11 protein-coding genes and 1 riboswitch are annotated in these 12,028 nt (G+C 58.0%); of the genes, 8 read left to right on the top strand and 3 right to left on the bottom strand.

The window, feature by feature from the left end:
• The first annotated feature begins 136 nt into the window (after positions 1 to 136).
• The 4 genes from FB556_RS09675 (at position 137) to FB556_RS09660 (ending at position 5,208) form a co-directional block, all read left to right on the top strand.
• Positions 137 to 1,225, top strand: coding sequence for a thermonuclease family protein (locus FB556_RS09675; protein WP_141867151.1), 1,089 nt, complete (start codon positions 137 to 139; stop codon positions 1,223 to 1,225).
• 229 nt (positions 1,226 to 1,454) lie between these two features.
• A complete protein-coding gene (locus FB556_RS09670) occupies positions 1,455 to 2,729 on the top strand; it encodes an ATP-grasp domain-containing protein (RefSeq protein ID WP_141867149.1) in 1,275 nt (424 codons plus the stop codon).
• Positions 2,730 to 2,736: 7 nt separating this feature from the next.
• Entirely contained in the window at positions 2,737 to 4,779 is a 2,043-nt protein-coding gene (locus FB556_RS09665) for a CocE/NonD family hydrolase (protein ID WP_141867147.1), read from the top strand.
• A 15-nt stretch (positions 4,780 to 4,794) separates the two neighbouring features.
• Positions 4,795 to 5,208 carry a VOC family protein gene (locus FB556_RS09660; RefSeq protein ID WP_141867145.1) on the top strand — a complete coding sequence of 138 codons (414 nt, stop codon included), beginning with the start codon at positions 4,795 to 4,797 and terminating at the stop codon, positions 5,206 to 5,208.
• Between the two features lie 52 nt (positions 5,209 to 5,260).
• Here FB556_RS09660 and thiD read toward each other — a convergent pair whose 3' ends face one another.
• Together thiD and FB556_RS09650 are read right to left on the bottom strand one after the other, a co-directional pair.
• Entirely contained in the window at positions 5,261 to 6,094 is an 834-nt protein-coding gene (gene thiD / locus FB556_RS09655) for a bifunctional hydroxymethylpyrimidine kinase/phosphomethylpyrimidine kinase (protein WP_141867143.1), read from the bottom strand.
• A gap of 52 nt (positions 6,095 to 6,146) precedes the next feature.
• Positions 6,147 to 6,635, bottom strand: a complete 489-nt coding sequence (locus FB556_RS09650) for a hypothetical protein (RefSeq protein ID WP_141867141.1) — start codon at positions 6,633 to 6,635, stop codon at positions 6,147 to 6,149.
• An 84-nt stretch (positions 6,636 to 6,719) separates the two neighbouring features.
• Here FB556_RS09650 and FB556_RS09645 point away from each other — a divergent pair, with 84 nt between their 5' ends.
• From FB556_RS09645 to FB556_RS09630, 4 genes are all read left to right on the top strand, one after another.
• On the top strand, positions 6,720 to 7,958 hold the full coding sequence (locus FB556_RS09645; protein ID WP_141867139.1) for an MFS transporter: 1,239 nt from the start codon (positions 6,720 to 6,722) through the stop codon (positions 7,956 to 7,958).
• Between the two features lie 107 nt (positions 7,959 to 8,065).
• Positions 8,066 to 8,764 carry a queuosine precursor transporter gene (locus FB556_RS09640; protein WP_246057362.1) on the top strand — a complete coding sequence of 233 codons (699 nt, stop codon included), beginning with the start codon at positions 8,066 to 8,068 and terminating at the stop codon, positions 8,762 to 8,764.
• Between the two features lie 62 nt (positions 8,765 to 8,826).
• Positions 8,827 to 8,942: riboswitch (SAM riboswitch) on the top strand.
• Between the two features lie 52 nt (positions 8,943 to 8,994).
• Complete coding sequence (locus FB556_RS09635) at positions 8,995 to 10,245, top strand: acyl-CoA dehydrogenase family protein (RefSeq protein WP_246057360.1); 1,251 nt, start codon at positions 8,995 to 8,997, stop codon at positions 10,243 to 10,245.
• A 33-nt stretch (positions 10,246 to 10,278) separates the two neighbouring features.
• Positions 10,279 to 10,734, top strand: a complete 456-nt coding sequence (locus FB556_RS09630; RefSeq protein ID WP_170200435.1) for an SRPBCC domain-containing protein — start codon at positions 10,279 to 10,281, stop codon at positions 10,732 to 10,734.
• Here FB556_RS09630 and tgt read toward each other — a convergent pair.
• Entirely contained in the window at positions 10,731 to 11,999 is a 1,269-nt protein-coding gene (gene tgt, locus FB556_RS09625) for a tRNA guanosine(34) transglycosylase Tgt (RefSeq protein WP_141867133.1), read from the bottom strand. The genes FB556_RS09630 and tgt overlap by 4 nt on opposite strands.
• Between the last annotated feature and the right edge of the window lie 29 nt (positions 12,000 to 12,028).

Genomic DNA, 12,028 nt, shown 5'->3' with positions numbered 1-12,028 from the left:
AACTCGTTTAACATGTACGGCAGCTCAACTGAGCGGTCCTACAGTGAAATAGGATCACAGTCGATCTGCACGGTAGAATCTGTGAGGGCCAGCAAGCTGCTGTCCACACCCCTCGTCAAAGTAGCAAGAAAAACTTATGTCAAAAACGTCCACTCGGCGCACTAGTCGCCTGACAACACCGGTGATGATCACTTTCGTCGTCATCGCGGCGCTACTGCTCGCGTTGACCATCGCCTCGGTCGTCAAAGCCATGACACGCGGAGATGATCCCGTGGTGGTCAACGCCGTGTTGACTGGTCAGTCCATGGAAGTTAACCGGACCACCGGACTTGATGTCATCCGGTTCCAAGCCGTGCGTGCACCCCTGCCCGCGGAAGAAGACGTCAGCGACACCCTGGATACCTGCATGGCAGCAGAGGCACGAGAGCATCTCGAAAGTCTCGCCGGCGAGGGGACCTCGCTCGAGGTAGAAATTGAAGCCTACGCTAATGCTCCGAACGGAGAGCTGTGGGCGATGATCTACCAGGGCGGCAGTGACCTGGGTGTGAAGATGGTCGAGGCCGGGTACGCCGTCGTCGATCCGGCATCGGTCGACGATCCGCAAAAACTGGACGCGCTGGTGGCGGCGCAGAATAAGGCCCGACAGGACGAGTTAGGAATCTTTTCGACTGACGCCGAATGCACACTGCCGTCCAAGGTCAAACCTGTAATAGAGATGTTGGAAAAGCTGCCAGAGTCACCGCGAGCCAACGATGTTGTCGAACTGACGAAATACATTGGCGAGATGAACCGCATTCGCTCAGATGCCCAGCAGACCGTGGCGATGCTTTCAGCTATTCCAGATACCGAAAACGATGACTCGGTCGCCGCGCTCGCATGGGGCGAAGCCAAACAGGAATACATCGATACGATCGAGAACCACCTCAACGAGATCCGTGGACTCATCGAAGATGCACAAGCCAAACGCGCCGACCTGCAAGGCATCGACGTGCCAGAGCCAGAGCCCGAACCTGAACCAGCACCCCAGGAAGACTCCGAGCCGCAAGAGGACCAAGAACCACAGGACGCCCAGGATCTACCGGCACCGGAAGCGTCATCCGAAGCACCCCAGGAGCAGCCGGAAGAACAAGAAATCGCCGACACCGCTCCCGCTGCAACGCCAGAAATTCAGACCGAGCAGATGGGCTCGAATGGCGATGGAGCCGGTGACGACGAGGACGAATAGCTGACTGTCTGAAGGCCTGGTCAACATCTGTGTTGGCCAGGTTTTTGTGTGCCCGAAATGTTGAACACCCCAGTAAGGCCTCAGCGCTCCCCGGGCCCAAGTGAATGCGGTGGTGAGGTATGTACAGCAAACTCGAAGTTTGGTGTGAGCGGAAGCAGAGGTCAACTGTGTTAGATTGACGCGCAATAGTCCCATGCGGGGGAGCGCGCAGCGCAGGAGGAGGCCGCCAATGCCCTCGAATATTTTCGTTCTTGGCCTGGATGACCTGGGTAGAGCAGAGCTCGCCACACTGCCCGATGCGCAGGATTTCGTGTTCCATGGGCTGTTGACCCTAGAAGAATTGCAAAGCGGCACGATCGATCTGACGGCGCTGTTACAAAAAGCTCAGCGACAGCTGGACGCCTTTGATGACACGATCGATGGGATCGTAGGGTATTGGGATTTTCCTATCAGCCTGATGGTGCCGATGCTGTGCGCTCGGTATCATTTGCCCTCGAAGAATCTTGACGCCGCAGTAAAATGCGAACACAAGTATTGGAGCCGGCTGGAACAACAACGCTTCATCGAGGAATACCCCAAATTTGGCCTGGTCGATTACCATGACCCGAACGCCACGTTGCCAGCACACATGTCGTATCCGGTGTGGGCCAAACCGATCAAATCCTTCTCTTCAGAGGGTGCCTACCGGGTGACTTCTGATGAGCAACTGCAAGCGGTGTTAGCCAAGCGGCGGAACTCTCCAGAGCGTGCTGGACCGGCCTTCGAACAGATTCTGGCCACCTTGAAACTCCCGGAAGAAATTGCCGCAATCCCCGGCGGCGCGTACATGGTGGAAGAAGCGGCCACGGGCAGCCAATGCACCATCGAAGGCTATAACTGGCAGGGCGAAGTGTATCTCACCGGCATCGTGGATTCACTACACTACGAGAACTCATCGAGCTTTTTACGATACCGGTATCCCTCGGAGCTCCCTGAGACCGTCCAAGAACGGATACGTTCGGTAACTCAGCGCGTGATGACCGGTCTGGGACTCCGCAACAGCACCTTCAATGTTGAATACTTCTGGGACGCCGACACTGACCGGCTGGTGCTGTTGGAAGTCAACACCAGGCATTCCCAATCACATGCGCCGTTGTTTCGATATGTCGAGGGCTTGACGAACCACGCCCAAATGATCGACCTGGCCCTCGACAGAAAGCCACGGCAACCAACGGGTGAAGGATATTTTCAAACCGCCTCGAAGTGGATGTATCGCTGGTTCTCCGACGGCACGGTTCGCACCATCCCCACCGCACGCGAGATCGCAGACCTTGAGCAGCGGTATCCGGGGACCATTATCGAACTCGACGTCACCGAAGGTCAGCGGCTGTCCGATAGCTTCAGCCAAGACAGCTACAGCTTCATATTAGCCACCATTTACACCACGGGACACACGGACCAACAGGCTGTGGAGATATACGAAACGTGCGTCAACGCCCTGCACTTTGAAATCGACGACTCTTAGGATCCTGATGCGAAAAGTCACTGTACTGCCATGCGAGATCGAAGAGACCCAGCACCTGTGGATCCCGATGTCCGACGGGATCCGGCTAGCCGCACGGCTGTGGAAACCGGTCAACGCCGACGTGGTACCGGTCCCCGGCATTGTCGAGATGATTCCGTATCGGAAACGTGATTTGACCGCTGTGCGTGACTCGATTCATCACCCGTATATGGCAGGTCACGGATACGCCTGCCTGAGAGTCGATCTGCGCGGCAGCGGTGACTCCGAAGGTGTGCTGACTGATGAATATTTAGCACAAGAACTTGATGACGTCGAAGCGGTGCTGGCCTGGTTAAGTCGTCAGCCGTGGTGCAGCGGTCGCACCGGTATCATGGGGATCTCCTGGGGTGGGTTCAACGGCTTACAAGTGGCAGCCCGGCGACCAGAAAGTCTCGGTGCCATTGTCACGGTGTGTTCGACTGATGACCGCTACACCGATGATGTCCACTACATGGGTGGGTGTCTGCTGACGGACAACCTGTCTTGGGCTTCAACAATGTTTGCCTACAATTCGGCGCCCCCGGACCCTGAGCTGGTCGGCGAGAAATGGCGCGAGATGTGGCACGACCGCCTCGATAACTCAGGCTTATGGCTGGAAACCTGGTTACAACACCAGCGTAAGGACGACTACTGGCGCCACGGGTCGATTAATGAAAACTATGACGACATCGACATCCCAGTCTTTGCCGTCAGTGGCTGGGCCGACGGATATTCCAACGCGGTGTTTCGACTGCTGCGCGGCTTGAAATCACCCACCCGCGGGCTGATCGGTCCGTGGAGTCATAAATATCCGCACCTGGGCCAGCCCGGTCCCGCAATCGGTTTCCTCCAAGAGGTCGTAGCGTGGTGGGATTACTGGCTCAAAGACCGCACCGAGAACGGTGCAATGGACGGCCCCCAACTGTCGATCTGGATGCAAGACGCCGTCAAGCCGGCCACGACCTACGACAACCGTCCGGGCCGATGGGTCGGAGAGCGCACCTGGCCCAGCCACCGGATTGTGGAAACCCATTATCCGCTAGGGCGTCGTCGTATTTTATTTTCCCAAGAAGAACGTAACGCGTTACCAGTCAGCCCGAAACTCACGGTCGAATCCCCGCTATCGGTGGGCCAGTTCGGAGGCAAATGGTGCTCATATAATGCACCACCCGATATGCCCTACGACCAACGCGAAGAAGACGGCGGCTCGTTGGCTTTTGACAGCGACCCGCTGCCACATCGGCTGGAAGTGCTGGGCCAACCGGTCTTGGAGCTGACGGTATCAGCCGATGATCCAGTGGCGATGGTCGCGGTGCGGCTCTCTGATGTGGCCCCTGATGATGCCGCGACGCGGGTGAGCTATGGGATATTGAACCTTAACCACTACGACGGTTCCGATCAGCCCAAGCCTCTGACCAAGGGCGAGGAACACACCTACAAAGTGAAACTCAACGGTCTGGCCCAATCTTTTCCTGCAGGTCACCGGCTCCGGGTGTCCATCTCGACGTCGTATTGGCCGGTCGTATGGCCCTCGCCGAGTTCGGTTCGCCTGACGGTTAACCCGATGACCAGCTCGCTCATCTTACCGGTGCGGCCGACACATGCGGACGACGATCCGGCCATGATCCCGGTGTTTGACCGCCCAGAAGGCGCCAAACCCTTGAAAACCGTGCAGATCGAACCCGGTGCTCAAGACTGGTCGGTGAGTCGTAATCTGGTGGAGCTCACCGGCAAACTGGAAGTCGTCAAAGACCTCGGCGTGGTCCGGTTCAAAGAAATTGATTTGGATGTGACTCGGCGTGTGGTGGAACGCTACACCTTTCGCGATGCTGACCCGAATTCGGTGCGCGGCGAGACCGAATGGGTTATGGGATTCCAACGTGATGATTGGTCGATCTACACCTTTACGAAAACCGTCCTGACCTCGACCCCCGAAGCATTTCATCTTTATGCCGAACTTGACGCATACGAGGGTGAGCGTAGGGTGAGATCCAAAACATGGACCACGAAGATCGACCGAGATTTTATCTAACGGATTGGAGCACCATTGGACGTATTGTCCGGACGCACCCTGTTGCGCCCCACTGACCCGACACGCAGCCAGGTGTTTTACCGCGATATGCTCGGGTTGGCAGTCCACCGGGAATTCGGTCCACCCGATGCCCCCAGTTTGGTCTTTTTCTATGGCAACGGACTGTTAGAAGTTTCCGGGCAAGCGACCCCGCGCGCCGACGTCGGGTCCTCGATGATGTCGTTGTGGCTGCAGGTGCGCGACGTCGCCAACGAATATGACCGATTAGACCGTGCCGGCGTGACCACCCTACGGGAACCGCGAACCGAACCCTGGGGGTTGATCGAAGCCTGGATCGCCGATCCCGACGGCATTCAGATTGTGTTAGTGCAGATCCCGGCAGAACACCCGCTGCGTCGCGATCAACGACCCATTGAGACGCTGCAATAAAAAATCGTTGCCCCGATGTGGTTCGAGGCAACGATTTTTTAAAATAGTGCGATTAGGCTTGCTTGCGCAGCCCGCCTTGCCACATCACGTCATATGGGGTGGCAGCAGACATGCGCTGGTTGATGCCCGCGGTGACAAAGTCTTTGGCCCGCTCGGCTGCCTGCAGTGGCGTGCGCCCCTTCGCTAATTCAGCGGTCACGGCGGCAGCCAGGGAGCAACCGGCACCCGACACAGCGTGGTTACCAATCTTAGCGGCCCCCAACACTTCGAGATCGGTGCCATCGTAAAATACATCCACGGCTTCTGGGCCGTCTAAACGAACGCCACCCTTGGCAAGAACCGCGACCCCGGACTCGTCATGAATCTTGCGGGCCGCATCCTTGAGCTCCGCTAGATTCGAGATCGTCATACCGGAGAGCTGTTCCGCTTCGAAGTGGTTCGGGGTGGTCACGGTCGCCAGGGGCAACAACTTGGCTTTGAGCGCTTCGTCGGTGTCCTGAGCTTCACCAGGTTCCTGGCCCTTACAGATCAGCACCGGATCCAGCACCACGTTTTTCCACTCCTGAGCCTGTAGCGCGTTGGCGACGACGTCGATGGTTTCAACCGAGCCCATCATGCCCAGTTTGACCGTGTCGAGTTGGCCGGTGAAGTTCGCCTGGATGGCCTCAAGCTGATGAGCTAGGACCACGGGGTCGATACGGGTCAGCCGGTGATTCCAGTCGTTGCTGGGATCATAGGCGACGATACATGTCAGCGCGGCGGTCCCGTAGGTGCCGAGTTCCTGGAAGGTCCGAAGATCGGCCTGGGCCCCGGCGCCACCGGTGGCTTCAGATCCCGCAATGGTCAGGGTCACGGCAGGTGCATGAATACTATACATGCGGACCATCCTATATGGCCTAGGCCAATGTTTCTGACTTTATGCGCTGAGATAACGCACCTTATTCGACGTCGTCAGCACCCGATGGGCCAGTCGGTTCGATGACGTGCACAAAGGAGCTTGCGGTCCACCGGCCAAGCGCCATTAAAATCGCAGCGGGAAAACCCACGAGCGGGATGAGCAACGGGATGAGCCCTTCGCCGCCGGCCAGCAGGACGGTGAGTCCATAGAGCATGCCGATCACGGCATAGGCCAAAATGTGCACCGATTGATTCAGCTGGTATCGCAGCAGCCAGTTTGTTAACAGAGCGAGGGGGAGGCCTAAAACGAGCCCGGAGAGTCCCACGATGGTCAGCAGCGGTGTCAGATCACCGACGGTATCGGAAAGTGGTAGAAGGTTGAGGATCACCACGAGTCCTGCCATGACAATGTTCGGGATCAACCAGGCCAGCAGGAAACCGTAGATCGACATCGATAACCGAGCTCTGGGTTTGGTATTTTTGCGACGTTTCGGTGCGGAATCGTATTTTTCTGGGACTGGTGTGGTCACAACGGGCCTTCAAACGGGTGCAACAGGGGACTGACTGCCCCAATTGTAATATCTTTTCATGTGGCCCGAGTAGGCTGTGTGGTTATGGCTACAACTGGATCCCGAATACCGGCCTGGACCGTGGTGGTCGCCACGGGCATTCTTGCGGCAATGCATGTCTGGAAACTTCCCTCGGCTCTCGATTTCATCCGCGCTGACCTGGGCATTGACCTAGTGGCCGCGGGAGCGCTGGTCGGCGTGGTTCAGCTGGCCGGTGGCCTGGGCGGACTCGCCGCTTCGGTGGTAGCGGAACGCATCGGTTCCAAGAACACGTTGCTTGTCGGACTGGTGTTAGCCGGCCTGGCCTCGGTGGCCGGTGGTTTTGCGGTGAATACGGCCTGGCTGATGACGGCGCGCGCGATCGAAGGCGTCGGGTTTATCCTCATCACGGTGGTGGCTCCCGCAATGGTCCGCGTGTTGGCCCCGCAAGACAAAGTCAATGGTGCCATGGGCTGGTGGGGTGCATTTCAAGGAATTGCCCTGTTTCTCGGCGTCGGCATCTCAGCGGTATTGCTCAATGCAACCGATGTGTCCTGGAATGTCTGGTGGTTCATCATGGGGGCTGCGACTCTGGGCTTCATCCCGGTGGTGGTCACTGTGGTTCCCGCGGATCCGCCCAGAGTCGTGCAACTGAGACGGATCGGTCGCATTATTGTGACATCGATTGGAACCCCCTTACCGTGGGCTCTCGGGCTGATCTTTGCCAGTTATACCCTGCAGTGGGGCGCGATCCTAAGCTTCTTACCGACGATCTTTGGGGAAGCAAACATCGACACCGCTATCGATGCAGCCATCATCATTGGGATTGCGACCGCCATTGTCGGGGGAGTCAACGGCATCGCCAATATTATCACCGGGATGCTGCTGCAACGTGGTCATCCGCCACGCCGGCTGCTGATCACCGGGCTGACGACCATGGCGATCATGTCGACGCTGGTTTTTGCTCCGGACTGGTCCCAAGTGCCCGGCACCGTCGTGTGGGCGATGATCGCTGCGGCCATATTCTCATTTATGGGAGCACTGGTACCCACCACCGTGACCCGCCAAGCCGTCGACATTGCACCCGAAGGTGGATCGCCGTCGGCGGTCGTCGGGCTAATCACCCAGATGTTCAACCTCGCGAATTTCGTCGGCCCGGTGATTTTATCGGCCATCGCCGCAGCAGCTGGCACCTGGCAGATGTCATGGACCATGACCGTCACAGCTTCGGCAATTGGCATCATCACCACTTTGATCTTCGTGCCGCGCGGTGTCGAACCATTCAAAACTGACACCAAACTTTGACTACAATGTGCTTTCGAGACCACTGAACGCCAGCTGGGGCAGCAGCTGAGTACGGGGCCGCAGAGGCCGTGACACCGTCGCGAATAATCGCTTGTAAAGGACGTTTCGTGACCGAAAAAACCCATGCCACCGCATCCTCCCACGGCAGTTTTGCGCCCGTAGGATCTCATGTTTATCCGGTGTTATTCGCCATCATGACAGTAGTCTTTATTCTGTCGAATATCGGTGCTGCCAAAGGAGTCCAGTTCGGTCCAATTCTCACCGACGGCGGGTTCTTCTTATTCCCGGTCGCCTACATTGTCGGTGACATCATTTCGGAAGTCTACGGGTTCAAAGCCTCGCGCCGGGTCATCATCACCACGTTTTTAATCTCCGCGTTCGCTTCACTCACATACTGGCTGATCATCATCCTGCCGCCGGCCGACTTTTATGACGGTCAAGACGCCCTAGCTCGCACCCTAGGGCCGGTCCCGCTGATTGTGCTGGCCTCGCTGGTAGGGTTTGCCGCCGGACAACTATCCAATGCCAAAATCATGGTCGCGATGAAACAGCGCAGCGGCGAACGCTACCTTTTCGGCCGCATTGCGATCTCCACCCTGGTCGGTGAGCTGCTGGATACCATTGCCTTTTCTGCCATCGCAGCAACCGTTATCGGCATCGAGACTTTCGGCCAATACCTGGTGTTCGTACTGGTCGGCTGGTTATGGAAGACCGCCGTCGAGCTGGTGTTTTCCCCGGTGACCATCTGGGTGATCGGCAAAGTGAAAGCCGCCGAACCGCACTATGGTGAACTCTCCAACGCCTAAATGACGCCGTGTGTCATGTCACGTTGCAAATCTAGGGTGAACTTGATTAGGTAGTACATCAGAATCACGAGTGCTGATCATTGAAGCCCTGGCTGATCAGCTGGCAACCCTCTGCCCGTAGTGGGGTGCTCCAGGTGACGATTCGGCTATGTTCAATCGTTCGTAGCAAGTATGGCGCCGTGCGCAGCAGCTTTTGAAGCCGACGCCACAAAATTCTCAAGGAATCTGACATGACGCAGACCATTATCTCACCCGTACAATCTGCCGACGACGTCGTGCTGGCTCAACTCTGGGACACCTTGACCCCGGTTTTTGCCGAAATTACCGCTACTGCACCACAACGCGATGCCACCGGTGGCATCAACAAAGCTCCCATCAAAGCCCTGCGCGATGCCGGATTCACCCGATTGCGCGTGCCCGTCGAATATGGCGGTTACGGCCTATCACTGCCGCAAGCCTATGAATTTTTCGTGGCCCTGGCAGCCGCCGATTCGAATCTCGCCCAAGCCCTGCGCGCGCACTGGGGATTTGCCGAAGATCTATTGTCTCGTCCTGCGGATGAGGCCGAGTTCGCCCGGCACTGGCTCACCCAGCTCGGTACTGGTCTCATTGTTGGCAATGCGATCACCGAGCGCGGCAACGTTCACGGTGAAAGCACAACGCGACTTTCTCGACGTGACGGGCAGTGGATTCTAAACGGTACGAAGTTTTACTCCACCGGCACCGGCTATGCCGACGCAATTTTGGTCTCAGCAACCGGCGATGATGACGAGTCAGCCTCGCTGATCGTTGCCGCCGATGCGCCAGGGGTCGAAATTATCGACGACTGGGATGGCTTCGGCCAACGTCTCACGGCATCGGGCACCACGTATTTCCGCAACGTCGTCGTCGCTGACGCCGACGTGTTCCCACCCGGACATGGCCTAGATTCTGGAGACCGAACCGCGTTTGGGCAGGCGACCTGGCAAACCGTGCACTTAGCTACGCTCGTGGGGATCGCAAAGGCTGTGCTTCGTGACGGGGTTGGGTATGTGCAATCGCGAACCCGCACTTTTAGCCACGGCGCGGCAGACACAGTGCAACACGACCCACAGGTATTGCAATTACTTGGCGAACTGAGCTCACAAGTGACGGGTATCGAAACGATTTTCCGTGCGATCCCACCGGTGTTGGCCGAACACTTCGCCGCTGATGCCCGTGGCGAGACATTGCCCGAAGCCGAAGTCGACGCCCTGTATGCGCAGGTGTATCAAGCACAGCAGGTCATCGCCCCGGTCACTCTTGAGGTTGCCACCAAAATCTTTGAGGTCGGCGGTGCTTCAGCCACGTCGACATTGCGCGCATTCGATCGGCACTGGCGTAACGCTCGAGTGCTGGCAAGCCACAACCCGTTGATCTACCGGGCCCGCATCCTGGGAGACTATGTTGTCAACGGCGTCTCGCCCGAGCGTAACTACACCGTGGGGCAGGCCGCGTCGTAGACGCAGCGTGTGGGCCAGCGTATGGTTACAGCCATGACGCACACCAACCTGGTTCATGACACCATAACGGTCACCCAACTGGTGAACGCCCCGGTGGCCGACGTGTGGCAGGCATATGCGGACACAGCGGTGCGGGCGCAATGGTCGGTGCCCTCCGGTGACGGACTGGAATATGATTCCGATGAGTTCGTCACCGGCGGTAACGCGACCTATCGTTGCGGGACGCCTGACGTTTTGGAGTTCGCGGTCGTCGTGGACTATGTTCTCGTCGAGTCGCCGCGCCTAATCGTCTACACGGAGACGCTGGGCACGCAGGATGCGCCACTGGCCACCAGCCTGGTGACCTGGGAATTCGACGAGTCACCGAAGGGCACGAGCATCGTCGTCACCAATCAAACGACGTCATTTGTTGGAGAAGACATGATGACCGGCATGCTCAACGGCCACCGCATAGCACTGCAGCAGCTGGCCGAAAGATTCGAGCCCTAAACCGGACGTTTTTGCTGGTTGTAGTACCGTCCCAGCATCTGATCTTTGAACTCGTGGAAGTCGCCGTCGATGATCGACTGTCGGATGTCGTCGACCAAACGCACTGTGAAGCGCAAGTTGTGAATCGACATCAGGGTTCCGGCCAAGATTTCATCGGCCTTGATGAGATGCCGAATATAGGCCTTCGAATAATTCGCACAGGTGTAGCAGTCACAGCCGTCTTGCAGCGGCGATAGGTCGGCGGCGAATTCGGCGCGCGGGAGATTGATGCGCCCGTACTCAGTATAAAACGCCCCGGTGCGGCCCACGCGGGTGGGGGAGACGGCATCAAACGTATCGGCGCCGGCTTCGATCGCGGCAAAGAGATCATCGGGTTCGGAAATACCCAGTAGGTGACGCGGTTTGTCTTCGGGCAGTTCTTCTGCACACCAGCCAACAATGGTCCCGAGGTTTTCTTTTTCGAAAGCTCCGCCCAGACCGTAGCCGTCGAAACCGGCTTCAACACCGTTGAACTCGGCTCGCATCTCGCGCAGATCGCGGCAGGCTTTGCGCCGCAGATCCTCATATTGGGCGCCCTGGATGACGCCGTAAAGTGCCTGATACGGCCGATGCGAGCGCTGCTCGGTCAACCGGGCGTGTTCGTCCAGGGAGCGCTGGGCCCACCTGCGAGTGCGCTCCAGGGACTCTTCTTGGTATCCACGGGAGTTATGCAGAGTGGTCAGTTCGTCGAAAGCCATCATGACGTCGGCGCCCAGCTGGTGCTGAATGGTCATGGACACCTCGGGGGTGAACCTGAGGCGGTCCCCGTTGATGTGGGAGGTGAACCAGACGCCGTCGTCGTCGACATTAGCTAACCGTTCTTTGCCGGGAGCTACAGCGTCGTCGGAACCGACTTTTCCTTGGGCTTCCGGGCCGGTCATGTCGATGACTTTTTTGAACCCTGAGCCCAACGACATGACCTGGAAGCCGCCGGAGTCGGTGAAGGTTGGGCCATCCCAGTTCATGAATTTGCCCAGGCCGCCGTGCAGGTCCAGCAATTCAGGTCCGGGCTGCAGGTAGAGGTGATACGCGTTGGAGAGGACGGCTTGGGCGCCGAGGTCTTTGACTACCTCGGGCAGCACGGCTTTGACCGTGGCCTTCGTGCCAACCGGAATATACGCGGGTGTTTGAATATCGCCGTGCGGGGTGTGGATGGTGCCGGTGCGGCCGTGTGCGCCGTCCATGCGTGCGCCAAGGGTGAAAGAAAAATCGCTGGGTTCTGCCATGGGTTTTAGTGTAGCCGCCCGCGGAGCAC

Origin of the sequence: Enteractinococcus coprophilus (genome assembly GCF_006716305.1) — a bacterium.
Lineage (GTDB): Bacteria > Actinomycetota > Actinomycetes > Actinomycetales > Micrococcaceae > Yaniella > Yaniella coprophila.
Note: the sequence above shows the minus strand (reverse complement) of the source record. Positions and strands in the feature narration are given on the sequence as shown.

Coding starts and splice junctions, on each gene's coding strand:
- FB556_RS09665 (WP_141867147.1), top strand. CDS start 2,737: ATGCGAAAAGTCACTGTACTGCCATGCGAGATCGAAGAGACCCAGCAC.
- thiD (WP_141867143.1), bottom strand. CDS start 6,094: ATGGTCCGCATGTATAGTATTCATGCACCTGCCGTGACCCTGACCATT.
- FB556_RS09670 (WP_141867149.1), top strand. CDS start 1,455: ATGCCCTCGAATATTTTCGTTCTTGGCCTGGATGACCTGGGTAGAGCA.
- FB556_RS09635 (WP_246057360.1), top strand. CDS start 8,995: ATGACGCAGACCATTATCTCACCCGTACAATCTGCCGACGACGTCGTG.
- FB556_RS09675 (WP_141867151.1), top strand. CDS start 137: ATGTCAAAAACGTCCACTCGGCGCACTAGTCGCCTGACAACACCGGTG.
- FB556_RS09630 (WP_170200435.1), top strand. CDS start 10,279: ATGACGCACACCAACCTGGTTCATGACACCATAACGGTCACCCAACTG.
- FB556_RS09645 (WP_141867139.1), top strand. CDS start 6,720: ATGGCTACAACTGGATCCCGAATACCGGCCTGGACCGTGGTGGTCGCC.
- tgt (WP_141867133.1), bottom strand. CDS start 11,999: ATGGCAGAACCCAGCGATTTTTCTTTCACCCTTGGCGCACGCATGGAC.